The sequence below is a fragment of the Saccharophagus degradans 2-40 genome, assembly GCF_000013665.1.
Taxonomy (GTDB): Bacteria; Pseudomonadota; Gammaproteobacteria; order Pseudomonadales; family Cellvibrionaceae; genus Saccharophagus; species Saccharophagus degradans.
Genome location: NC_007912.1, coordinates 115,673 through 139,531, shown reverse-complemented (window position 1 = coordinate 139,531; position 23,859 = coordinate 115,673). Strand labels below are relative to the sequence as shown.

16 protein-coding genes and 1 pseudogene are annotated in these 23,859 nt (G+C 46.4%); 4 read left to right on the top strand and 13 right to left on the bottom strand.

The features are described from left to right. Positions 1 to 383: 383 nt before the first annotated feature. The 4 genes and pseudogenes from SDE_RS00565 to SDE_RS22985 form a co-directional block, all read right to left on the bottom strand. On the bottom strand, positions 384 to 1,361 hold the full coding sequence (locus SDE_RS00565; protein ID WP_011466599.1) for a transposase: 978 nt from the start codon (positions 1,359 to 1,361) through the stop codon (positions 384 to 386). Positions 1,362 to 1,648: 287 nt separating this feature from the next. Beyond that, complete coding sequence (locus SDE_RS00560; RefSeq protein ID WP_011466598.1) at positions 1,649 to 2,566, bottom strand: hypothetical protein; 918 nt, start codon at positions 2,564 to 2,566, stop codon at positions 1,649 to 1,651. Between the two features lie 6 nt (positions 2,567 to 2,572). After that, complete coding sequence (locus SDE_RS00555; RefSeq protein WP_011466597.1) at positions 2,573 to 3,721, bottom strand: hypothetical protein; 1,149 nt, start codon at positions 3,719 to 3,721, stop codon at positions 2,573 to 2,575. A gap of 576 nt (positions 3,722 to 4,297) precedes the next feature. Continuing rightward, positions 4,298 to 4,411: pseudogene (locus tag SDE_RS22985) on the bottom strand (transposase); the annotation flags it as partial. Between the two features lie 131 nt (positions 4,412 to 4,542). On the opposite strand from SDE_RS22985, the gene SDE_RS00550 reads away from it, so the two are divergent. After that, positions 4,543 to 4,941: a hypothetical protein gene (locus SDE_RS00550; protein WP_011466596.1), complete on the top strand. Its 399-nt coding sequence runs from the start codon at positions 4,543 to 4,545 to the stop codon at positions 4,939 to 4,941. A gap of 598 nt (positions 4,942 to 5,539) precedes the next feature. Here SDE_RS00550 and SDE_RS00545 read toward each other — a convergent pair. The 5 genes from SDE_RS00545 to SDE_RS22920 all read right to left on the bottom strand — a co-directional run bounded on the left by SDE_RS00545 (position 5,540) and on the right by SDE_RS22920 (position 11,991). Continuing rightward, the gene (locus SDE_RS00545) at positions 5,540 to 6,109 is read right to left on the bottom strand and encodes a PhnA domain-containing protein (RefSeq protein ID WP_011466595.1); all 570 of its coding nucleotides are present in this window, start codon (positions 6,107 to 6,109) and stop codon (positions 5,540 to 5,542) included. A 127-nt stretch (positions 6,110 to 6,236) separates the two neighbouring features. After that, positions 6,237 to 7,613 carry a serine/threonine protein kinase gene (locus SDE_RS21010; protein ID WP_011466594.1) on the bottom strand — a complete coding sequence of 459 codons (1,377 nt, stop codon included), beginning with the start codon at positions 7,611 to 7,613 and terminating at the stop codon, positions 6,237 to 6,239. A gap of 17 nt (positions 7,614 to 7,630) precedes the next feature. Further along, positions 7,631 to 8,530, bottom strand: coding sequence for a c-type heme family protein (locus SDE_RS00535; RefSeq protein WP_011466593.1), 900 nt, complete (start codon positions 8,528 to 8,530; stop codon positions 7,631 to 7,633). A gap of 310 nt (positions 8,531 to 8,840) precedes the next feature. After that, on the bottom strand, positions 8,841 to 11,645 hold the full coding sequence (locus tag SDE_RS00530; RefSeq protein WP_011466592.1) for a DUF2339 domain-containing protein: 2,805 nt from the start codon (positions 11,643 to 11,645) through the stop codon (positions 8,841 to 8,843). Positions 11,646 to 11,769: 124 nt separating this feature from the next. Beyond that, positions 11,770 to 11,991: a hypothetical protein gene (locus SDE_RS22920; protein WP_049762566.1), complete on the bottom strand. Its 222-nt coding sequence runs from the start codon at positions 11,989 to 11,991 to the stop codon at positions 11,770 to 11,772. A gap of 155 nt (positions 11,992 to 12,146) precedes the next feature. On the opposite strand from SDE_RS22920, the gene SDE_RS00520 reads away from it, so the two are divergent. The 3 genes from SDE_RS00520 to SDE_RS00510 all read left to right on the top strand — a co-directional run bounded on the left by SDE_RS00520 (position 12,147) and on the right by SDE_RS00510 (position 15,708). Beyond that, entirely contained in the window at positions 12,147 to 13,403 is a 1,257-nt protein-coding gene (locus SDE_RS00520; RefSeq protein WP_011466590.1) for an NnrS family protein, read from the top strand. 71 nt (positions 13,404 to 13,474) lie between these two features. Next, entirely contained in the window at positions 13,475 to 13,915 is a 441-nt protein-coding gene (locus SDE_RS00515; protein WP_011466589.1) for an Rrf2 family transcriptional regulator, read from the top strand. A 260-nt stretch (positions 13,916 to 14,175) separates the two neighbouring features. Continuing rightward, positions 14,176 to 15,708: a succinylglutamate desuccinylase/aspartoacylase family protein gene (locus SDE_RS00510; protein WP_011466588.1), complete on the top strand. Its 1,533-nt coding sequence runs from the start codon at positions 14,176 to 14,178 to the stop codon at positions 15,706 to 15,708. 330 nt (positions 15,709 to 16,038) lie between these two features. Here the strand turns inward: SDE_RS00510 and SDE_RS00505 are convergent, their stop codons facing one another. The 4 genes from SDE_RS00505 to SDE_RS00490 form a co-directional block, all read right to left on the bottom strand. Continuing rightward, the gene (locus tag SDE_RS00505) at positions 16,039 to 17,289 is read right to left on the bottom strand and encodes a DUF2220 family protein (protein WP_011466587.1); all 1,251 of its coding nucleotides are present in this window, start codon (positions 17,287 to 17,289) and stop codon (positions 16,039 to 16,041) included. Positions 17,290 to 17,359: 70 nt separating this feature from the next. Further along, the gene (locus SDE_RS00500; RefSeq protein ID WP_011466586.1) at positions 17,360 to 21,004 is read right to left on the bottom strand and encodes an ATP-binding protein; all 3,645 of its coding nucleotides are present in this window, start codon (positions 21,002 to 21,004) and stop codon (positions 17,360 to 17,362) included. After that, entirely contained in the window at positions 21,004 to 22,362 is a 1,359-nt protein-coding gene (locus tag SDE_RS22980) for a DUF4194 domain-containing protein (RefSeq protein WP_011466585.1), read from the bottom strand. Before SDE_RS22980 ends, SDE_RS00500 begins: the two co-directional genes overlap by 1 nt. Beyond that, positions 22,355 to 23,809: a Wadjet anti-phage system protein JetA family protein gene (locus SDE_RS00490; RefSeq protein ID WP_011466584.1), complete on the bottom strand. Its 1,455-nt coding sequence runs from the start codon at positions 23,807 to 23,809 to the stop codon at positions 22,355 to 22,357. Before SDE_RS00490 ends, SDE_RS22980 begins: the two co-directional genes overlap by 8 nt. Between the last annotated feature and the right edge of the window lie 50 nt (positions 23,810 to 23,859).

The following is a 23,859-nucleotide window of genomic DNA, read 5'->3' as shown; positions in this document are numbered from 1 at the left end:
CGGCTGGTACAAGGGTTCTCGTCGGTGTTGTTGTCACAGTGATAGCTCGATGAATTAGTCGCCGAGGGCATTCCGATTAACACAAAACACACAAAACAAAGACAGTCATATGTTGCAGGTGAGCAAAGTACCCTTATACAGCCGGTGCCAGCGTTGGCACACTTCCAAGTCCGATTGCGAAAAAATCGAAAAAATAACGAAAAAATAAGACACCCACTCATTGAAGAAACGCAAGCGCACTGGGTCGATCAGTTTAGTTAATTGCTAGTATCTGGAATTTTAAGGTATAGCCAAAGGGTTAAAATGACCCACCCGCCAAAACCCCAAACTCAAGGCGAGCGAAACCACTAAAGGCGAAAGTCTTAAAGAATTAAATAAAAGAGCTAGGCAAATAATTGCTTAGCCTGCCCCACACAAGGAGGTTTTTTATACCCCAATACCTCGGCGGCTAACCGAATGGCACGCTCGGAACCGGCAAACGTCGAAACACGCTGTTCAAATTGTGTAGTGAGTGTTAGCCATTCTGCAGTAGGTATTGCAAGGCGACTTAAAATAGGGGGTAAGCTTGTATTAATGGCGCCGCGTTTATCGGCGCGCATTGCTCGGCCTGTCCAATCTACTAGCTCTAAGTAATCGGCCAGTTTAAATGGTAAGCCTTCGGGCATAGGTTGGCGTGGGTTGCCTACAAATGGGTATAGGGCGGTAGGTTGTTGTTTTTTATTTTTTACCTGCGCTACACGCAGCCTGATAGAAGTATGTTCCGAATCCTCTGGTGTAGCGGCCATCTTGGCTCGCACTGGGTTTAAATCCACATACGCCATGCACGCTGCTAGTGCTTTTTCATCCAATAGCGCCTGCGAAGTAAAGCGCGATTCCCAAAAGCTCCCTGTGCAGTTATCTTCTGTATTGGCCATGCGCGCAATCGGCTCGTTAAGTGCCCGCATAAACCAACTAATATCGTGCAGCTGCGCGCGCCATACTTCTATTCTAGCTTTTACAGCCTCAAGCTCGGCTTGGGTAAGTGCTTTGCCTTGTTCAAACTGTTGGGTGAGCAAAGTACCTTTATACAGCCGATGCCAGCGTTGGCACACTTCCAAGTCCGATAGTGCACAGGCTTTTTGCTGATTGATATGCAGCACGAGATGTAAATGATTAGACATCACCGCATAGGCGCATACATCAACACAAAATACCTCGGCTAATAAATGAATGCGATCTTCAACCCATTGTCGACGGTGTTCGTAATCTTTGTTGGTTACCGTATCAAAGCCACATAAAAAGGCCCTGCGTACACAGCGTGAAGTGCAGTGATAATATGGTGTGGCATCTAAAGAAACCTGCATTTTCCTTGGTTTGGGCATATCGAACCCCTGTCTGAATATACAGTTATTTATAGCGTTGCATTGATCGGGTGTCAATGGTTAAAGTGGGTGTCTGGGATTTGCTAGTTGGATAAAGAGAGGGATACCAGTGAAAAGTCCTGCACCAAGATAATAGCAAATTACACTGTATTACAAGAGTAAAGGTTTGGGCCAGTATATGAATTACAAAGCGCAGCCAAAATTTATTTAAATGGCTCTATCTCCGCCTCACTACAGCCTACAGTTAACATAATTCAGTTGACAGGAAGATGGGATATTCCAGTTCTTTATGTCGCTAGTCTTTTCTGATTCGGGGTTACATCAAACTCATTTCTGCTTTTCGAAGGCTTTTCGTATTTAATTGGCCAAGGTAGTTCACCAAAGGTATTAGTTATACGCATATCTGGGGAGGTAGCCTTAACCTTATTCCATTCCGCTTTCGTTGCTTCGCCCACATCTAATGTTATTGAATTAATAATTGAATCACATAGTTTGAATAGCGGTTCTGAGCGAATTTTGTCGTTGAATATTTCTGTTCCACCAAAATCAAAATTGATACATACAAATTGAGTTGGTGATATTGGGAAGAAAACTTTACGCAATAAAGTTGGGTTATCTTTACTCGAATTACCTATGCAGTGTATATCGCATACTACAGATTCAATACAGTATGATATCGGAATAGTTTTCCAGCTTAGCGGGCCTCTATAGTGAGCCGATTTACCAGATCCGCTTCTTTTATAGCCATATGTAATATCTAAAAAATTAGCTACCGCGCTTTCAAAAACCTTGGGATGAAAGAGATTACCCGTATAAAAATTGGATGATTCTATAGCGGTATTCAAAATGCCGCTAACCTTAAGCCGTGCTTGCTCACCTATAAACCAAGGCCCAACAAAAAACCAAGCGTCGAAATAAAAAAGCTGAGTTAACCAATCACTTTCCGGCCCTCGCTCATTACCAGGGTAAAGCGTTTCCCAGCTCCCTTCTAAAATATTTTTATTTTTGGGGTTTACCGTCTCAATTTTACTACCACTATGTGAAAGGCTATAAATTGAATTCGATTTTGGTGCAGAAAACATTAATTCGTTATCGCCCAACAACCATTTCCTTTTTATGGGTTTTGAAAAGTAGGGTCCACGAACTTCTGAAACTGCCTTTTTATATTTAATGGAGAATGGCAAGTACTTTATCCAATCTAACATTTCGAGTTACCCTCTTTTTCGTAGATTGCTATATGTTTTATAGGCTAGCTGTGCCGCACCTGCACCGCCAGAAACAGCACCAGCGTAGACTAGAAAGGGCGAACTTATCACTGCACTCGCAGCAAAACTTATTGCACCCGCTGCAGATAATGCAGCCATAGTTCCGTTCGATATATCATTTCTATAATCTGCCCACGTATAATGGTCATTCGGGTTTCTGGCCCGGGAAGCATTCGTTATAAGGAGACTCGCACTAGCTCTCACGTTTCCATTACCCCTTGCAAGTTTCTTGTCAACTAACATACCCATTTCATTCGCTGCACTTAATGCCGGCTTAGGATCTGTAGTTGGTAAATGCATTTTCACTAAATGATCTTTATCTTTAAATGATACTTTCTTGGTCGCTAATATTTGTAACGCTTGAGTAAGTACCACCGAACCACTCAATTCAGACGCCCAAACTATTAGCTCTTGATTTTTTGAACGCTCTATAGCATCAGCTAAAATTCCCGAAAATGCATATCCTTCAACTATAGGTTCTGGAGTATAGTTCCTCATTCCACCCAATTTAGAGCCAACTGGCGAATAAAAAAGATCGAATTTACCTTGAGAAGCCACTTCACTATTAAAAATATCCCCTAGTTTCGCCATAGCTTCTTCAGCGGCTTTCTCCGGTGACGCGTAATTAGTATCAGAAACCACAACACGTCGAGCGTTATCAGTTGTTATTCGCCCATTAGCTTTGTAACTCGCTACAATTGAATTCGCACCACCCTTACTAACCCTATATACACCAGGCTTATTTTTGCTCTTATGAGCAATAGATTTATAGTAATGATCATCCAATACTAAATCTGTTACGCGTAAGCCCCCATCTGCTCGACGCTCTACATTGGCCTTTATACCTGGTACGTATACAACTACATTCTGGAAGGAGTTCGTTTTAAAATCTTTAATATTGGGGATGAATACATTGTCTTTTCCCATTAAACCAGACGAAAGCGCCCTTAGATGCTTCATTGCCATAACAGCGTAATAGTATCTTTCTTTTTCAGCTTGCAATAGCGTTAACGCTTTATCACGTATATTATCGGTAAAGTAAACAGGGATGCCTCTGTTTGGGGGAGTAATAAGGATGTCTTTATTGAGGGGCATAGTAGATATTCCTTTCTACATTTAGATTCCAAGATAGATGTTAAGTCCCATTATTCAACAGCGTTGTAGCAACCTGACTAAACTTAAGTAGGTTTACTGCTTGTTACCAAAATGGGTTTTGCAGTTTAGCACCGCTCGATACGACCCTCGAGTTTATGCATTTTTCATTGTGACTTAGCGCACCTTTTGTTGCGCCTAAAGCAACAAGAGATTATCAATTAAGCTACATACTTTTAACGGACTTAGCTTTCAGTGAATATAACTGGCAATGGATGGCTGAATTGTACAACCACAAAAAAGCGAGATTTATGTGGCTGTGTATAGAAACATATGCTTAGCAACAAAAGATAAGACACCCACTCGTTGAGGAATCGGAAGCGCATCGATTCGATCAACCTAGTTAAATTATAGGTATCCGGAATTTTAAGGGATGGCCAGATCGCTAAAATGGTAGGAGTGGGTGTCTCGGGTTTGATGCCAAGCTGCCATAGAAACCCTAGGTAATGACACAATGAGACAGCCACGGTTTATGCGTAATCCGTATTTACTCAAAGAGTGCCTGTCCTAGATCTGCTTTTTGTTGGTTACCGTATCAAAGCCACATAAAAAGGCCCTGCGTACACAGCGTAAAGTGCAGTGATAATATGGTGTGGCATCTAAAGAAACCAGCATTTTCCTTGGTTTGGGCATGTCGACCTCCTGTCTGAATATACAGTTATTTATAGCGTTGCATTGATGGGGTGTCAATGGTTAGAGTGGGTGTCTGGGGTTTGTGAAAGTGGGTGTCTGGGATTTGTGTAGAAGAATGGGCTTTCTGCAATATGGTATATATCCATATTCAAGATTTGACAGATGGTGAATATGAAAAAGCCTCATACGACAACCTTGAAAGCCTGAAGGAAGAGAAAATCCGTATCGACAAGCAGATCAAAGAGCACATGCGGGCTATTATGTATTTGGGGATAAAGTTTTCTCCAGATAATGAGTACTTGAAATATAAACTCCAAAAGGAATCTATTAATGTGTTGCCGGATATTATCGAACATGATTTATATGGCAAGAAAGCCAAGCAGGAAAAGCTTACACACGGAGCTATAGTATTAACGGCGGTGGAAAGGAAGTGCGATAGAAATTTCGGCTATTACGTAATCGCTTGGATTCAAGAGTCGGATCAAGTAGCAAGGTTTCGGGAAGTTATTAAGAAAATGGAAGGTAAATAAATTACGATTAATAAAAACTAAATTAACAAAACTAAGACAGTCATTGTTTTAAATCAAGAGTTCTACCGAATGAACATGCTTATCGTCAATTCACAAGAGAGATCGATATAATGACTGGTACACGGGAGGGAAACGAGATCTGGAGGGAGATGAAGTCTTATAAGGGTAAAGGTAACACGAAAAGATAAGACACCCACTCGTTGAAGAGTCGGAAGCGCATCAATTCGATCAACCTAGTTAAAATATAGGTATCCGGAATTTTAAGGGATGGCCAGATCGCGAAAATGGTAGGAGTGGGTGTCTCAGGTTTGATACTGCCCTCGTAAAAAAGGTGACCCCCTCGCAGAAAGTTTTAAAATTGCAACAATAAGCGCTTACGAAGTTGAGCTTACTGATGCAGAGTGGGAAAGAATTAATACTAGGACTAAAAGGCAATTAAATAAATTTAACGCTACGCGAAGCGAAATGGGTTTACCCAAATTAGATGGAATTATTCCAGATTCAATACGCGAAGATTTTTATGGCACTTCGGCTACAAACTAATTTCCATAAACTTTTCTCTTAAAGCTGCGCCACAAAACGCAGCTTTATTTAACCACTAATTCTTCTTAACAAACTTAGTAAGAATAACAATACGCTGGTCGTTCACGCGGCCTTCTATGTGTTCGGGGTTATCTTGTACTAATGATATGCCGCGTACGGCGGTGCCGCGTTTTGCAGTGAAGTTTGCGCCTTTTACGTTTAGGTCTTTTATTAGGGTTACGCTATCGCCGGCGGCGAGGATGGCGCCGTTGCAGTCGCGGTGTACTACATCATCTTCGGATGGCAAGCCGGCTTTGGCCCAGGCTAGGTTGTCGTCGTCGAGGTAGAGCATATCTAGCAAATCTTGCGGCCAGCCTTCTGCGCTTAGTTGGCTTAGCATGCGATAGGCCATAACCTGTACCGCGGGGATTTGGCTCCACATGCTGTCGTTTAGGCAGCGCCAGTGGTTTGCATCTACTTGCTCGGGGTTGTCTATTTGTGTGCTACAGGTTGGGCACAGTAGTACGCATTGGTCGGCTGTGCCGTTGCTTTCTGGCGGTACTTCGTACACGGCGAGTTCGCCCTCTGCACTGCACAATTCACATTTGGAAGACGCGCGTTTCTGTAGGTCGGCTAATATGGACATAGTATTTACCCTGCAAAAATAATAGGTACAGCACGCCAGTTACGCGCCTTTTCGGGGGCGCATAATACGCTAATTTGGGCGTTACCCCTAACTTTTGTGTGGTTTTAGCTGGGCGATGGGTAGGCTGCTAAGGTACGGCGAGCTGTTTTACTTTAACTATAAAGTCGGTTTGATCGTTTTTATTGGGGATAGATTCTAAAAGCATATCCACCAGTTCATCGAACGAATCGGCGGTGTCGAGGCCTTCTTGCAGTAGGATATCTGCCATGGGGCCTACAAAGTCGGCATATACGGCTTCTACTTTTTGATAGGCTTCTTGGTTAAGCATGGGCACATAAGTATGGGCAGGGTTGGCTCTTGCCGGCCTAACCATTACGCTGCCAGAGCTTTGTTCGCGCTCGCGCGATTCATTGCGAATGGCGATGGCACTTTTGCCGTTTTTCCAGGTTTTTATAAACTGGGTGCGATCTTGCTCTGAGGGTATTTCTTCGGCGAGTTGCTGCACCAGCTCGTCTATGTCGCCTACTTGCTCGGCGTAAACATCTATTAAGCTTTTGCTAATAGGGCCAACGTATTGGGCAAGAATATGTTCTAGCTCTTGCAAATGGCTGGCGCGAATTTCTGGCTCTATTTGCTTTTGGTAAATGTGTGCATCGGTGCGTTCGTTGTTGCCACCTGTAATCATTTTAATTTCTAGCATCGCTTTTTTAAGCGCAGCGGCATAGGCTTTAGCATCCGCAAACCTATGTTCGCGTTTTGCTGCTAGGCCGCGCTGTAATACAGCTTTAAAGGGCAGTGGCACCGGCTGATTCATATCTACCTTAGGGGTTATATAAATGCCGCTAGGCGATAGGGTTTTGTGCTCAATCTTTTTAGAGAAAGGTACCTTTGCCAATAGCTCTAATAAAATAACCGACAGCGCAAATAAGTCTGCACGACCATCTACCTTGGAATTAGCCTGCTGCTCTATCGCCATATAATTTGGCGTGCCAACAGAGAAGCCCAGCTGAGTAACATCGTTAGAAAGGGGGACGCGCGCAATACCAAAATCGGTAATTTTAATGGCGTCGTTTTTTAACACCATAATGTTAGATGGCTTAACATCGCGGTGAACTACACCCTTTTGGTGAGCGAAATGCAGGCCTTTTAATACTTGCGAAAAAATACGCAATACGCGATTAAATTTAAGCGGCTGGTTACTGCGCAGCAAATCGGCAAGCGATATACCCTGTAAATATTCCATTACCATATAGGGCGCATCGTGCAGCGAGCCGTATTCTAATATGGTAACTATATTGGGGTGCATGCAGCGGGCGGCGGCTTGCGCTTCTATTTTAAAACGCGCCTGAAACTCTTCTACCAGCTTTTGCTCTACGCCATTAGCTTTAAGCATTTTAATTGCTACGCGCCGTTCTATATCGGGGTCAAAGGCTTCATACACCACACCCATGGCACCTTTGCCAATAACGCGCGTAATTTTGTATTTGCCAATTTGCTCTAACATAGCGGTAGCAATATTCCCTATTTGCTGCGTACAGTTGTTGTGCGTTGTTTCTTAATAAGTTTTACCGCGCTAGCTAAGCTGCGGTGCATGCGATTAAATGATGATGCCATGGAGGCGATTTCATCACTGCCTTTTACTTCAAACTCTGGCACATCTATTTGGCCCTTGCTGATTAAATTTGCTTGTTCTGCCATACGCGTCACAGGTCGAATAACCACAAAGTGCAATAGAATATTTAGCAATAGCCAAATAAATACAAAAATAGCCGTAAGCGAAATAATAAATATTTTTAAAGCTATGCGAGCGCGCTCTAAGGGTATGCTCATTGGCACGTAAACTATCTGTGCACCTACTACGCTATTTAATTCCCAGCCAAAGCCGTTTTCGCGACCGTACAGCTCTAGCATGGCGGCAGGCGCAGCTTCTGGGGTGCTGTGGCAATCTAAACACTTTGGGTTGGTAATACGCAGGGGGTGACTTGTGTAAAGCAGCTTGCCTGTAGCGGTTTCTTTAATGCCGCTGTATTCGGTGGCGCTGGGGTTACTGGTAAAGTAATCCACTATGCCTTTTTCCCAATCGGTGGCCCGGTGCGCGGGGTTAGTTGGGTTAAGCGTGGCTTCTTGGTAGGTAAATTCTGGGAAGCGCTTGCGCAAACGCTCGAAATTGCGGGTGGCCGCATAGGCAGGCACCGTTTGTTTAATGAATTCTTCGTGGCCGCCAGCCTGAATTATTGGCTTTACTTCATCCACGGTGTAGCCGCGAATGCCTTTGGCCATTTCCATCATTATGTCTGCGTTAAGCAGCACTTCTTGCTTGGCATTGTCTTCAAGGATGCGTTTACTGGTTATGTACGCCAAGCCAATTCCTATAGCCAGTGTTATTAACATAACTAGGTTGAATTTTAATCTTAAACTCATAACGCTCCCTTGGCTTTGCAATGCACACTTGCAAATAGTGTTTCGGTGCCAATCACACTAAGGTGTTGGCCAGTACATCATCCCAATAAAGCAACCCGCTTCCCGCAGGCCCCTCTTTAGAAGGCGCATAGGATATAGCTTTCTCTAAATTTCTACCAAGATTTATCTAAATTTTTTCGCTTTTTTTAACGACTAAATTTATTCATTATTTTTAGCGCAACGTGATGCAACACTAAGGCCTGATGTTTCACTGGTGTACTAACGCTTTAGTATTAAACCAACGCAATATAGTCAACAAATTGGCGCGGCGTTAATCGTCTGCTTGTGAAGTAAAAAATTCATCTGACGATTTCTGCTCGTTATTAGGTTCTAAATTAGAACTTAACTTCTGATGTAAAAACGCCACCGCGAGTAAAGCCAAGCCCAACCCCATAAATGAAGCAACGCGCAATAAGCCATCAAGCCCTGCCATATCTACAATAAATATTTTTACAATTACCAATGCCAATAACATTAAGCCGCCCTGGTAACAGCGCTTGCCCAACTTCCAACTACCCGCCAATAACGCGCCTACGGCAAGTAACAACCACACAATAGAATAGGTATACAACTCACCTACCCCCGTTGCGGTATTCATATCTATATGGCCCTGCCACAGGTGACGAATTTCTAACGAGATAAAAATAAAACTGGCTACAGCGCCAAACACCAAAGCCGGTTGGCGCCAGCGCGGTAGATAAAAACGGTAACACAGGTACGCCAAACCAATAGGCAAGCCGTAAGCAATAAGTAGAATATTGAATATGGGTGTTTCGCCCACCGAAGTGCTTAGCCACGATGCATACATAAACGGCGCAACCACCAACAAACCGTAATTAATGAATGCCACCCCCATTTGCACAACCGAATAAGCGCGATACCAACTTGCCATATGTGCACTTACGCTGGCTTTGTAGTGATACACCAGCGCCAAGCTTGCAAACAATAAACAGTTAAGAATGGCTTCGTTGAAGGTAAACGCAGCATGAAAGGTTGCGCCATCGTAAAGCCAATAGCGCGCCTCTGCCCACAGCGTAAGCACTAATAAATGCAAAGCGGCGGCTTCGGCCCAACGCGCCAACGCTTGGTAACCATTTAGCCAGCGCGCAGCCACTACACAAAATAGTGTTGCCCCACCAAATGTCCACAATGGCCAATGGGCATCGGCTGGGTAACTTGCCAACCACGGGTTGAGCGTTAAGCGCACCACTACCAATACCACTACCGTTTTTAATAACCAGCCAATATGTGTTACTTCAAACCGGCGAATAAGCCATGCAATAGACACAATTTGCGCGGCAATTGCCAGCGTGAGGGTTGCTTGCTGCAACATAAGCGTAGCGGCAAACGAATAGGCAAAATGGCCAGCTAAAAATAGCCATACATATAATTCTTGAGTCCAATTTTTTTGAATGCCGGTTACCGCCAAGCCAACGTAGCTAGCCCCCAACGCAAAGGCCAACAGCGCCCAATGCCAATCGGAGCTGAACGCCGCACCCAATAAATTTGCCAATAGCAAACCAAGCACAGGCACCATAGCCACCATGGCCGCCCACCAGTTTTTAGCAAAACCAAGGGCTAAGTTACGAAACGCCAAGCCAACAAATAAAACCGTAAAAATTAACAGGTGTTTAAAAAGTGCAGGTACAACTTGCGGCGCAAGTAACTCGAAATAATATTGGCCATCACTTTCGTACAATTGGGGCAATAAAATTGCCAGCCAGTGGCCTACAAATAACAGCCACACCAACCCGGTGTACTTTGGCTGCTTACCTGCAAGCCACAATAATAACGCCGCTAACAGCCCCCAGTTTAACCATTGCCCCTGCCAGCCCTGCACAAGGGCACTAATAATTTGCGCGGCCACAACAATAAGTAAGCTAGGTGCTAACCAACTATTTAAGCCTGTTTGCGTAAGTGCGTTGCTTGCCTCTTGTTTGAATGATTGGCTAAATGGCCACACACCGGCAGCCACGCTTTTTGCCAAGCGCCAGTTGCTATCTACAAACGCAATTAAACCGTAAGCAAGAATGGCGAGATACAGCCCGCGCCAACCATCTGGTTGCGAGCTAGTAAGCGATATAGCCCACCAAAACATGCCGCCCGCCATAAGCCCCCACCACAACCAAGGGGCTTTAATATGGCGCAACAATAAAAGTACCGATGCAGAAATAATAAGCGCATACGCCATAGCCGCAACAATATTGCCACTGCCAGTAGATACCATTACCGGCACCGTATAAGCCCCCAACATACCTATTACCGCCAATACGGGGCCATGCTGTAGTGCCAGCCACATGGTAATAAGGGCAACCACAGCCAACAGAGCAAATACCGTTAGCGGGCTAAACATATTGTAAAAATGCAGCGCCGCCAGCAACGCGGCAAACAGCGTAATACTGCCACCGCCCGCCAACGCTGCCAGCGCGGGGTGAGCACCGTACTTAGCGCGCAACCATACAGCACCAGCGTGTAAAGCCAGGCCAGTAACCACCCCCATTGCCACGCGGGCAACAGGCCCCAACAGGCCTTGCTCTATAGAGTATTTGGCAAGAAAAATACCCGCCAAGGCAACGCAAAAACCACCCAACCATACCATCCAATGCTGGGTTAAATGGGTAATAAAAGGCGAAGGAGTACTAGGTGCGCGCGCAGGGCTTGAAGAAGTGTTAGACGCTGTGCGGGGATGTAATTCAATGGGTTTACCAATATCTACTCGCTGCGATGTGTCGGCTATTGGCTGCGTAGCTATTTGTTGCTGAATAAGTGCCTGCTTGATTTCTGGCTCGGCAACACGCGGCGCCGTAGCCACGCGCGGCTCGGAAACGGCTGGCTTGGGCCCAAAGCGCGGCTCGCTACTGGCAGTGCTAGCTTCAGTAGGTGTGGATGCGGCTTGTGGCGGGGTGGGTGACGGTTTGGCAAATGCACTTTCGCTAATCGCTTTTTCTAGCTGCTGCTTTAGTTGCGCCACTTCGGCTCGCACCTTACCAAGCTGCACAAAAGCCACAAAACCCAGTACGCAACCTACTAACAGCGCTAAGGGTATAAGTACTGCCAGTACCACCAAGCCTTCCATCGGCCTCTCCTAATCATGTTGCTATTATTTTTTAAGCTATTTTTAAACGCTTTATTCACTGCTCGCAACACGATAATACACCTAACGGCTTAGCCTTAGCGCAAATAAACCAACAAAGTGAATGCTAGTTCACAGCCAAACCCAAGCGATGCAACGCGGTAAGGCGCGCAACATACCCAAGTTTTAACGCAGCGGGTGAAACAATAAGTAATATGTGCGCGCCCACCTGCTGCAGCAAACTAAAAGATTCGTAGTAAACATACGCTACCAAAACAGCGCCAACACAAATAATGAACGCCACAGCCATTGCCACATGGGCAGCTAGTAGTACCTTGCGATAATCCATACTCTTCTCCATACCCCGCTCCAATTAACAATTGTTGCGGTTGCGTTAAATCAAAAATAAGTCACTCGCCTTAAGATGTAATATACATGCATCTTTATAAGATGCATAATAAATGTATCTTATAAAGATGTGTTGTTTTAATGCAGGTGCTTATTATGAACATAACCAACCAAACGGTTACCGGGGCCGGTATAAACCCTTTAATGCAGCTATTTGCGCACGGCTTTCGGCCTTTCTTTTTGTTATTTGGCATTTTTGGCGCGCTGCTAGTACTGCTATGGGTGGGTGCTTTACTGCTGGGCTGGCAATTACCGGTAGGGGTTTATTTAGTGGGCTGGCACGCACACGAAATGCTATACGGCCTTGTACCTGCGGCAATTGCGGGTTTTTTACTTACGGCAATTACCAATTGGACACCGGCAACGCCAGTTAACAACATGCCTTTGGCGGGGTTAGTTGGCCTGTGGCTAGCGGGCAGGCTTGCGCTGTTTTTCTCTGCGCCGTTAATGGCTGCGGGTATTCCCTATTACTTATTAGCAGCCATAGACATTGCATTTTTGCCGGTTATTGCCTGTTACGTAGCGCTAACACTTATAAAGTTTAACAACCGTAGAAACCTTATTTTAGTAGCTATTTTAGTAATGCTTACTGCGGGCAATACCGCTATGCATATAGGTTTAGCACAGCTAGATACCCAGTGGATTAAAGCTGGGCAAGCACTGGGGTTTGATGTAATAACCGTTATGATTGTTATTATTGCTGGGCGTATTACACCCGCTTTTAGCCGCAACTGGTTAAAAGCACGCACGGCCCACACCCCTTTGCACGCACATTACACGCAGCCAGACGCCATTGCAGCCACACCCTGGGTAAGTAAGCTTGCCATTGGTAGCACGGTTGCTTTGGTGGTATTGGATTTAATTGTGCCTAACCACCCACTTATTTTTTATGTGGCGGGCGTTGCAGGGTTAAGTAATTTACTGCGACTTATTCAATGGAAAGGCTGGTTAGTGCTTGGCGAGCCGCTATTGTGGATATTGCATTTAGCCTATTTGTGGTTAGTTGTAGCCTTAATTACGCGTTGCGCTGCGGGCTTTAGCCCAGCTATTAGCGACTCTGCGTGGCAACATTTACTGGGTGTGGGCGCCATTGGCACTATTATACTTGGTGTAATTACTCGGGTTTGTTTGGGCCACACCGGTAGGCCTTTAACCCTGCCCCGCTTCGCTATAGGCATTTACATTAGCATTACTTTAGCTGCGTTACTGCGCTTTGCGGTAGTAATGGGTTGGGTAGACTTTAGGGTAGGCTTGGCAATTGCTGCAACTATGTGGGTGGTCGCCTGCGCGCTTTTTGTTATTATCTACGCACCTATCTTGTTTTCCGCTAGAGCAGATGGACGAACGGGCTAATTATCAATCGCTAAAAGCTAGTTGTTAGCCGCTAATTACTAGCTTTTTTAACACATCGAGACACGTTTCTAATGCATATTACTCGCTTTACCGACTATTCCTTGCGCGTATTAATGTACGCCGGTTTGCGCGATGGCGAGTTGTGCACCATTCAAGAAATAGCTGATAGTTACAATATATCTAAAAACCACCTTATGAAGGTGGTACAAGAGCTAAATATAAAAGGCTATTTAAAAGCAATACGCGGTAAAAATGGCGGCCTTACCCTTGGTCGCCCTGCCAATGAAATTAATTTAGGCAGCTTAGTACGCGACACAGAGCAAGATTTTAATATTGTGGAATGCTTTAGCGAAGCGGATACCTGCACCATTACCCCAAACTGCAAATTAAAATCTATATTGGCCCAAGCATTAAATGCCTTTTTAGGCGTGCTAGACGACTACACATTAGAAGATTTACTTGCCCCGCGCACTAAAGCGCCGTTAATGAAACTTCTGTTTACCGATAAATAGCACTGCCTGCTACCACACGCCAAAATCGCACTAATTTAATGCTTACGAATACATTAGCCATGCTAATGGCATTTGTAATAAATTAGTCGCACGCTAAAGTGAAAATAAGCTTTACACTATATTGATACCGGCATTCATAAAAACATTGATAGACACACTGATAACAACATTGATAACGCCACCCCAGTTGTTGATGGCGCGATCACGCTATACTTAAGCCGTTGTCAAAAATCCCACGTTTACGAGCCTGTAGTAATTTTATGACTCATACCACAAAACCAGTAAAGCGCCTGTTTAACCTTATGATGTTTGGTATTGCGCTTACCTGCGCCGCCGAGCTTAGCGCCACCGAAGTAGCCGAAACCGAACAGCCAGACGAAGCCGCACAACCAACGCAACCGGCAACCGACAAGGCAACACTGCCCACAGCAGAAAACATTAACCTAAGCGAACCGGTTGTAGAGCCCACACCCCCTGCGCCAAAAACAAATACTACTGGCGAAGAAAGTAAGCAACAAACGCCTACGGCCGCAACGCCTGCCAAACCCGCAGCCAAAAAAGACGCTAAACCTGCGCCAAAAGATGTTACCGAACCCAGCCCTGCCCAACCCGAGCAAACCGAAACGCATGAGGCCGCGCCCAACGAAGCTAGCGAAACCGATACCGCGCAAGAGCCTACAGAAGAAGCCGCACCAAGCGAGTCGACACAAGCCACAAGCGAAAGCACCGCAACACCGGTAGACAATACCCTTAGCCAACAAACACAAGAAGAAGAACCGTGGGTATTTCTCGATACACTTATTATGAAGGGGTCCACCACTCGGCTTTCTTGGTCGCCCGACCAAAGCTTTGAAGGCATAGAAACCCCGACCCCCGTTTTAATTGCGCACGGCGCCAAGCCCGGGCCAAAACTGTGCTTAACCGCAGCGTTGCATGGCGATGAACTTAACGGCATAGAAATTGTTCGACGCGTGCTATACAACATTGACGCCAAAGAACTTGCGGGCACTGTAATTGGTGTGCCCATTGTAAATTTGCAGGGGTTTCACCGCAGCTCGCGTTATTTAACCGATAGACGCGATTTAAATCGGTTTTTCCCTGGTAACCCAACCGGCAGCTCGGCGTCGCGTATTGCTTACTCCTTTTTTAATCGAGTAATTTCGCACTGCGACCTGTTGGTAGATTTACACACTGGCTCGTTTTATCGCACCAACTTGCCACAACTTAGAGCCAACCTGCGCTCACCAGAAGTAGTGGCCCTTACCCAAAACTTTGATGCCATTGTGGTGTTACACAGCGAAGGCGCACGCGGCACACTGCGTCGCGCAGCGGTGGATGCGGGTATTCCTGCGGTTACTTTAGAGGCCGGCGGCCCTATGGAGCTTAACGAAGAGCATGTTGAGCAGGGTGTAAAAGCCATTAATACCCTGTTAGATAAAAATGAAATGCTAAATACCATTAGCTTTTGGGGTACACCGCAACCCACTTTTTATCGATCGCAATGGGTACGCACCAATCGCGGCGGCATTTTGTTTAGCGATGTAAAACTGGGTGGCAAAGTACGCAAAGGCGATACCCTAGGCGTAGTAACCGACCCCATTACAAATTTTAGGCAAGTTATTTTGTCGCCAGTGAATGGCCGCATTATAGGTATGGCAGTAAACCAGGTAGTACTACCCGGCTTCGCTGCTTATCACATTGGTATTACACCGCGCGAGGTAAACCAATACGACGAAATTACGCCGCCACCTGCAAGCGAAGAAATTATTGAAGAAGATGCGCGTATAGATTAGCTTTTTATTTACTAGTCACTAGTAATAAATTGCTAGTGACTAGCAGCAATGATATATATTAACCGCGCAGTTACACCAGTGCAGAAACACTAAACAATAAAGACGCCGTTAAGCTCGCGGCTAAGCAACCGCCCACAATAATACGCAGTGTAATTTTTCGCATAAGTCCCTCTACTTATATTTTTATTTATTCGTTTGAATCGCCGTTTAAAAACGATTCAACGAATATTAAATATAGCCAAGAGGTTTTATGTAACAAGTTTACTTGTGCGTTTTAGTTAAATTTGGAGCGCAAAGCGACACTTTGGCATTGTATTAATTGCTTACCGCTTATTCGCTGCCACCGTGCTCTAACACCGCCATTAGCTCTTCTAGCGACACCACTTCTTGGTCCACAAAGCCGCCCTCTTCGCGCATTGCAGGTAATAGTACGGTATCGGTAAATTCGCAGCCGGTTTGCTCTGGGTCTTTTTGTAGGCCTTTGCCGCTTTCTTCGTGGCCATGGCCCCAACCGGTTTCTAATTTATTTAACATGGGTAGGTAACCCGGTTGCCACGCTTTTATAGTGCTAAATGTTTGGCGCAGTGCTTTTAAAATGGTGAAGCCGGCAAAATCTAAATCGCCCCACAACCACGTTTTAATGGGGTTTATTGTGCTTACTTTGTTACTGGAATCTTTGTTACTGGCATGCTTGGTATTAGCTTCAAACCACCATGCTTCAAACGCATCTTTAATTGCATTATTGCTGTGGTTTATAAAGCTAAACACTGCGTTGCCCGGTGTGCGAATTCTTAGCGCGCTGCCGCGAAAACCGGCGCTATATACCAGTGCGTAGTTAGGTAGGTTGGCGGCGGCCAGAGCCAAAAATGTATCTTGGTTTTCTACAAACAACACATGCTCTAGCTGCTCGGGCAAGTGAACGCACATAAGTATTGGGCGCGGTAAAATGTTGTGCTCTACGCTTGGAAATAAATCGCGCACCAATTGTTCGTTGTGCTCTAAAAATTTAGAATCGCCCCAAAAGCAGCGGGCAGATAGCGCACGCAATGTAATGGGCTTTTGCAGCTCTTTGCCTATGCGGGCAAAGGCTTTAATGGTTTGCTCTGGGCCGCGATCGGGCAGGCGTACTATGCGCTCGAACAGTGCTTGGCCGTAATCGTCAAAATGGTGTTTTTGTTTCGCGAGCTCGGCTTCCCACACTAGCGCGTAGGGGTCTATAGCTGGGCGGTTTAGCCAATGGCGAACGAGCGGTTCTTTATCGGGGTTAAAATACAGGCGGGCATTTTCGTAGCTTTCTTGGTGCGCTTTGTTGCGCTCTAGCTTGATATTAAGAATATGAAATTCTTTGTCGAGACTTTTTAACAACTCCCACTGGTAGCGCACATCTTCGTCTTGAAAATCGAATAGCTCGGGGGTGGTTTTACTGTTAACTCGCATGGACAGACGCTGACCGCTTTCTAATTTAGTTAAAAAGCGGTCGAGCACGCGATTGGGTAATCGCTCCTCATCCAGCCAGCGCGGCCGTGTTAAAAATCCCTCTTCGTCGGTTCGCTCTAATGTTGAATCTAATACGCATCCCATATTTTCACCTTTATCTGTTACGCCGCTGGTACGACGATGTGCCTATGCGAAAATCTACTGCTTTGTATTTTTAGGTTATGTCCTCCATAAAATCTAACATGGCTTGGCTGCGAATAGTTTTGCGATGGTTGGCCCACAGCTGTTTAATTTTTTCTTGATTACAGGTTTTGCGATCCACAAGCACGCGCGTTTTTAGCTCGCCTATGGGGCTAGTTGTGGGGCATTTACTAAACACAAACTGATTGCTAATTAAATCCATAAACGGGCCAGATTTGCTGGTGGGCATAATAAACAGTAACTGCAAGCCCAATGTTTCGGTTAAATAGTTAATCACTTCCCGCGAGCGGGTTTCGTCCATTTTGGAGAAGGCCTCGTCCACTAACACCATGCGCAGGTGGTTATTGCCTTCGTTAAAGCGGAAAGCCGATGTGACCGCCGCCGAGCGAATAATGTAGGCAGGGGTTTCTAGCTGCCCACCAGACCCAGTGCCGTATTGGCTTAGGGCGATAGGGGCTTTGCCCTGCGGCTCTTTATAAATTTCGTAGAAACGGTAGTTGCGGTAATCGCTTATGCGGCTTAGCTCGCGCATGGCTACGGTTTCGTCTTTATCTAATAGCATAGCTAACATTTGGTCGCGCACGCCACAGGCTTTTTCAGAAAGTTCGGCTTCAAACAGGCTGGTGCCGTCGCCTAGGTTGGGTACGTCGATAACTTCTTTGAAAAAACGCCAATAGTCGCGAAATTCGGGTACCCATTCATACCCGAAATAAAAGCGCTCGCGGTCTGCACCAAAACGGTGATGCTCTAATTCTTGGTTTAGATCGTCGAGTATCTTTTTACCATCGCAAATTGCCTGGTAAATAGAATGGCAAAGGTTTGTGACAAACGCTGTATTAAAACTGTCTTTTAGGCTAGTGAGCTGGCCGAATTTATCCACCAACACGTTGTTTTTTAAGCGGTTGCGAATAAGCTCTACCTGCTCATTTAAGCCCAGTATGGCTTTGAAGAAGCCTTCGCCGTGCACCTCGCCCACGCCGGTATCGTACACCACGGCATCTTGGCTGTTGCACTGCTGGTTATGGGTCATAATAGCGTTGTATAGCTCGCGCTCGGCACTTTCTAAGCGTTTGGTGAGGGTATCTACTTCATCCACAAAGCTAAAATCTTTGCCCGCTTGCTGCGCTTTTTGATCGGCTTGCTGCAGTGCAAGGTTGGTATCTACCTGCGGGTATAACTCTGCCATGCTGTACACCGCTTTTTCGAATTCCTCCTGCACGGTTTGCAAGCTTTCTTCGGCATCGGCGTAATCTTTTACTTTGCGCTCGCACTGGCGCGCTTTTTCTTTTAAGCGGCCAGACTCTTCACCCAAGTTGCGCGATTGCTTTTCTTGCTCGGCATACTGCGCTTTTAAGTTGGCAAGCTGCTCTTCTAGCTGAGTAAAATCGCTTAAGTCTAAGCGCGACAAGGCCGATTCCGCCTGGCCTATTTGGCGGTGCAATTCCAACATCCCTTGGATTAAATCGCCGCAGTGCACGGGCTTAATGGCATCCACCAAATCAAAAATGCGGGCTATGCGCTGGTAATCTTGCTCTGCGTTGTTGGCATCTTCTGTAAGTTGGTGATATTCGCGTTCTTTGGCTTTTAATGCGCGCTCGCGTGCGCCTTGGCCAAATACCAATTCGCTGTCGTTTAAGTCGCAGCGCCACATGCTGTAGCTACCAGACCCTAAACCTTCTGGCGTAACCCCGCGCGCGGTGGTGCGCAGTGTTTCGGCATCGTCTACTCGCACTACGCTGCCGTAAGAGGCACGCAAATAAAATTCGGCGGTTTTGTGGCTAAAAGCCATTACATCAATAATGGAGTCGCGCGGTAAACTAATGCGCTCGGCATCGCGCTGGGCTTTGTAACCCTGAATAACGCGCGCCTTGTTGCGCCGTGCATCGGGCAGTGCGCGCACTATGCGCATGGCTTCGGCTTCGTAGGCTTGTTCTACAATAATGGAGAATCGCGCACCGCCTATGTAGCCTTCTATGGCCATTTGCCACGTTGGGTCTAGCACTTCTATGTAGTCGCACAATACCCGCGCTTCGGCCTGCGGGCAGGCTTTATTTATAGCTGCCAACGCTGTTTCGACATAGGCGGGGTAACTTACCTTTTTACTTTCAAGCAGCTGAATTTCTTTTTGCTTTTGTTTTTGCTTGTTTATTAAATCTTGGCGGCGGCGATCGCTGCCCGATAAATACAGCGATATTTGATCGCGAATACTGCTGCTGCCACCGGTGCGCTCGCTGGTGTGTAAATATTCTGCCCAGCGACGATGCAATGCATCGGCCGATAGAATGTGATCCAAATCTTGCTCTAGCTGCTCTATGCCCACCCAGTCTTTGGCTAGCAGCCGCGATAGATCTATATCTACTTGGTTTTCTGCTGCGGTAACGGCCTTCGCCTGTTTTCTAAAGTCGCGACTATCTAATTGGGGAATTTCTATGGCGAGGGAACATTCAGACAACTGGCCCATTAGTTTTTGGGTTGCGTCTAGGTTTTTTGCCAACTGCTGGCTTTGCTCCAACAAGGGCCGCGCTTTTTCGCCCAGCTCGCGGGTGCGATCGGCAATAGTTTGCTCTAGTTGATCTTTATCTTTTAGTGCGCTAATGCCTTGGCGCTGTGCCTCTAACGCAACTCGCTCATCGTGGAACTGCTGCTTGCGCTGTTCGCAAATACGCTGACGCTCTTCGTTTTCTTCTATGCCTTCGCGAATATTTTGCTGTTCGTTTTTAGCGGCAATATAGTTGGTGTGGTTTACGCTAAGTAAACGCGTGGCTTCGGCGTATTGGGTTAGGTTGCGCTCGACCCAAGTATCTACATATTTACTGGCTGCGCCATTGGCTTGGCCTAGGCGATCTATAGAATCGCGAATATGTTTGGTATCCGATTCCATTTGGTTAATGGTTTTCATTAACTCGGATACGTTGCGGATTGCATCGCCTAAATCTTTTGGCTCTAGAATTTCGCGCGCAACAAACTCGGTAATACTTTTTACCGGTTTATAGGCCATAAAGTTAGAGAAGGTGCGCGCCGCGTGTTTGGCTTCTCGGTCGGATACCGCATCGCGTCTGCCGCGCAGTGCACCGTATAAGCGGCGCAGGTACGCCCCTTTTTTGTCGTACACTTCTATGGCTTTTGCGCCGTACTCTTTTTTAAGTAAGGTAGTAATATTGTTAATGGGTACTACGTGTTTGCCGTCGGAATAGGTTTTTACAAAATGCGAGAGGGTAAGCTCTTCGCCAGGCACAATAACGAAAAATAAATCATCTTGCCGCGCCTGCTTTTGGTTACCTGCGCTATCTACATGCGCGCGAATACACATAACCGCGGTAAACACTTCGCCGGTTTCGCCCTGAGTAGGGTGGAAAATACCTGCCACATAGCCATCGGTTGGCCAGGGGCGAGCGTAGCTGCCGTCATCGCACCCTAAAACATAAGAGGCCAGCGTACGCACCTGTTTGCCTCCGCGACCTTTTTGAGTTGTTTCATCTTGCCCGGGGTTGTAGTTAAACAGGTTTTCGTGGGCGGCGGTCATTAGGGTTTGAATCGCATCGGCCGCTGTGGTTTTACCCGAGCCGTTACCGCCAGAAAATAAATTAATTGGCCCAAAATCGAACTCTAAGTGGGGAATATTACCCCAGTTTACAAAAACGCCTTTCTTTAAAAACATTAGGCTTTACCCCCTTTAGGTTTTGCTGGGGCTTTGCGAGCCGGTGATTTTTTAGCTGCTGCTGTTTTTGCAGGTGCTTTTTTTGCTGGTTTTTTAGCGACGGGGGTTTTAGTGGCTGTTGCTTTAGTTGCGGCCGGTTTAGCAGGCGCTTTTTTTACCGCAGCTTTAGCCGTTGTGGCTTTTTTTGCGGGTGCTGGTTTTGCCGTAGGCTTTTTAGCTGCTGGTTTTTTAGTTGTAGCTGGCTGTTTGCTGGCAGGCTTAGCCGCGGGTTTGGCAACCATTGCTTTTTTAGCAGGTGCAGCCTTTTTAGCGGGCGCCGCCTTGGCTGCAGGTTTTGCTGGTGTTTTAGCTGCTACGGCTTTTTTGGCAGCGGGTTTAGTTGCTGTTTTTTTAGCTGGGGCTTTTTGCTTGCTTGTTGTTGCTTCAGCTGCTTTTTCTTCTGCAGTTTTTTTATTAACTGCTTCTGCCTTTGTAGCTTCTACATTTGTAGCTCTTGCTTCCACAACTGGCGGCGCTTGTTGCTCGTCTACTTGCTCTGGTTCTTTTTGGGTAGCACCTTCTTCCACTTCATCAGCGCCTGCGCTGCTATCTGCATCGCTGCTGCCAAAAAGCGCGCTTGGAATAATTTTATTTTCTTCTTCTATTTCTTTATCGGCTTCATCTTCAATTGCGTTGGCTTCGCTTTTGCCCGCTTCGTTTATAGCTGGCTTGTTAACCGGTACAGAAGCATCGCTTTGGTCTAACAGGGTAGATAAAACCTCATCGCTTACAAAGCTTGTAATAGAGGGCTGAATGCTTAACCAGCTTTCGCTGTTATCCAGCTCATCTTCGGTATTAAAGTGCACCAAGCGCAATTGACGCAATCGGCGAAACAAGTTTTTGCGCTCGACGAGGCCATCGGGCAAGGCGCGTTTAAGCAGGTTGTTCATAGCTATTGCTAGGCCTTCTAGCGATAACATGGCCCGCCCTTTTTCATCTACCTGCCCTTCGCGCAGCGATTTTTCGTATTCTGCGCGCAACACTAAAATAGCTGCCACCTCTTGCTGATTGGGTTTAGCGCGAAAGCCACTGTTAAATGGCGAGCAGTCTTCGTCTGCCATACCGGGCACATTGGCACCGGGTGGAAATACGCGCAAAAAGCAAAATTGACGATCGTGCTGTATGCGCACACCAATTACGGCTAAGTAATCTTCTACGGTGTTGGCGCACTGCAAATAGCGATCGTACAGCGATGCTTCTATTTGGCTTTCGTCACGGCATATTACGCCGTAATCCAAAAGGCGAATTACCACCTCAGAAAATTCTTCTCGGCTTAAGCCCGCAGGTTTTAACTGCTCTTCTAAAAAAGTATCAATCATCTTTGGTTTTTAACTCGATGGTAAACTCGTCTAGCGCGTGGTAATAATCCGACTCAATGCGGTTACCGGTTGGCTCTACTATAAATTGGTAGTCGCTGCTTAAGCCGTTTACGCCACCCACTTCAATTACGTGGGCCATGGCTAGCAAATCTTTTGCGCTATCTACAGGTAAATTTTTGCTGGTAATTTTGCGGCCTTCGCGCAATGCCTTAAACACATAACCGCGCAGGCTTTTGTTATCCATTGCAAACGCTTGATCTAACAACTGCTGAATATTTAAATCGCGCTGAGCTTCGGCATCTAGCGGTTGTTGCTCCATAACGGCGGTTTGCACCATGCGCGTTTGCTTGCGCTCTAGCAATTTAATTTGCGCAGGGTCGATTAGCTGCAGTTTCATATTGGCCATATGCTCGGCCGCAGCGTTTAAGCGCTCGTCGGCCTCTTCTTGGCTTAGCTCACTTACCGCTTTGCACACGCGCAATAAATCGTTATTGCTTTGGCTGGTTAAATAACTTAGTTGACGAATAATAATATCGGCGCGCTTGGTAAAACTATGCAGCGCGCGGCGCAATGCGGGCAGCATAATTTCGGAAGCGTTGGCCATGCGGCGCTCGATGGTATCTAAAATAGTCCACAACACCGACTGGCCCGGCAATGCCATTTCCGGAATTAACCGGCGCAACTGAATTTCTACTTCGCGATTAAATTCTTTGTTTTTTCTGCGAATTTTTGTCACGGCCTTATTTATTTGGTCGCGGTGTTTTTCTACGCTATCAGCCGAAAGGCGAACCGACACATCGGGCTGAAAACGCTTCTCCATAAATTCAAAAAATTGGTCTGTTGCCTGTTGCACTAGTTGTTGCGATTCTACTTCGCGCACTAGCTGGCGCTTGCGGTCTTCTAGCTCGGCAATCACATCGGTAAAGTCGGTAACAATGCGCTCTGAATATTCAAACGCATCTAAAAGGTCGTGCACTTCGCCACGGTTTAGAAACGCTTCTAATGCATTGAGCGTATTGCGGGTGTTGCGATGGCGGGTGCGAATTTGGTTGCTGTCGGCCTCAACGAGCGGCTGGGTAAATAATCGCCCCATACGCGAGAAGGGGTAAGTCGACTGCAGCGTAGCGGTATCCACCTGCTTCTCTAGCCAGCCGTAATCCAGCAGTTGCTTGAGTATCCAGCTGGCGTGTTCGCGGTTACTTTTAAAGCGTTGCGGGGCAAGCTCGTCCGCTGCGCCCTCTTCACCCTCTGCCAACTCCATTACCGGTGCGCGCACCAGTGCTTCTTCCAGTATTTCTATTACTTGCTCGCGCGAAAGCGAGTGACCGTAATCGGCATTAGAGCTGTACAAGCGCTGGTACAGCAGACGCAGGCATTCCACCACCTGTTCGCGGTACTTGCCTACAAGGGGCCTAAAGAACTGATAGCGGTGGGCTTCAAAAAACATCGGGGGTAGTGACCAGGGGTTGTGCGGTTAGGGCCTATCGCTAGGCCAAT

Bases quoted from the DNA above. Each gene is read 5' to 3' on its own strand.
- SDE_RS22980 (WP_011466585.1), bottom strand. From the start codon at position 22,362: ATGATTGATACTTTTTTAGAAGAGCAGTTAAAACCTGCGGGCTTAAGC.
- SDE_RS00515 (WP_011466589.1), top strand. From the start codon at position 13,475: ATGCATATTACTCGCTTTACCGACTATTCCTTGCGCGTATTAATGTAC.
- SDE_RS00520 (WP_011466590.1), top strand. From the start codon at position 12,147: ATGAACATAACCAACCAAACGGTTACCGGGGCCGGTATAAACCCTTTA.
- SDE_RS00560 (WP_011466598.1), bottom strand. From the start codon at position 2,566: ATGTTAGATTGGATAAAGTACTTGCCATTCTCCATTAAATATAAAAAG.
- SDE_RS00505 (WP_011466587.1), bottom strand. From the start codon at position 17,289: ATGGGATGCGTATTAGATTCAACATTAGAGCGAACCGACGAAGAGGGA.
- SDE_RS00550 (WP_011466596.1), top strand. From the start codon at position 4,543: ATGGTATATATCCATATTCAAGATTTGACAGATGGTGAATATGAAAAA.
- SDE_RS00510 (WP_011466588.1), top strand. From the start codon at position 14,176: ATGACTCATACCACAAAACCAGTAAAGCGCCTGTTTAACCTTATGATG.
- SDE_RS22920 (WP_049762566.1), bottom strand. From the start codon at position 11,991: ATGGATTATCGCAAGGTACTACTAGCTGCCCATGTGGCAATGGCTGTG.
- SDE_RS00535 (WP_011466593.1), bottom strand. From the start codon at position 8,530: ATGAGTTTAAGATTAAAATTCAACCTAGTTATGTTAATAACACTGGCT.
- SDE_RS00545 (WP_011466595.1), bottom strand. From the start codon at position 6,109: ATGTCCATATTAGCCGACCTACAGAAACGCGCGTCTTCCAAATGTGAA.
- SDE_RS00530 (WP_011466592.1), bottom strand. From the start codon at position 11,645: ATGGAAGGCTTGGTGGTACTGGCAGTACTTATACCCTTAGCGCTGTTA.
- SDE_RS21010 (WP_011466594.1), bottom strand. From the start codon at position 7,613: ATGTTAGAGCAAATTGGCAAATACAAAATTACGCGCGTTATTGGCAAA.
- SDE_RS00555 (WP_011466597.1), bottom strand. From the start codon at position 3,721: ATGCCCCTCAATAAAGACATCCTTATTACTCCCCCAAACAGAGGCATC.
- SDE_RS00490 (WP_011466584.1), bottom strand. From the start codon at position 23,809: ATGTTTTTTGAAGCCCACCGCTATCAGTTCTTTAGGCCCCTTGTAGGC.
- SDE_RS00565 (WP_011466599.1), bottom strand. From the start codon at position 1,361: ATGCCCAAACCAAGGAAAATGCAGGTTTCTTTAGATGCCACACCATAT.
- SDE_RS00500 (WP_011466586.1), bottom strand. From the start codon at position 21,004: ATGTTTTTAAAGAAAGGCGTTTTTGTAAACTGGGGTAATATTCCCCAC.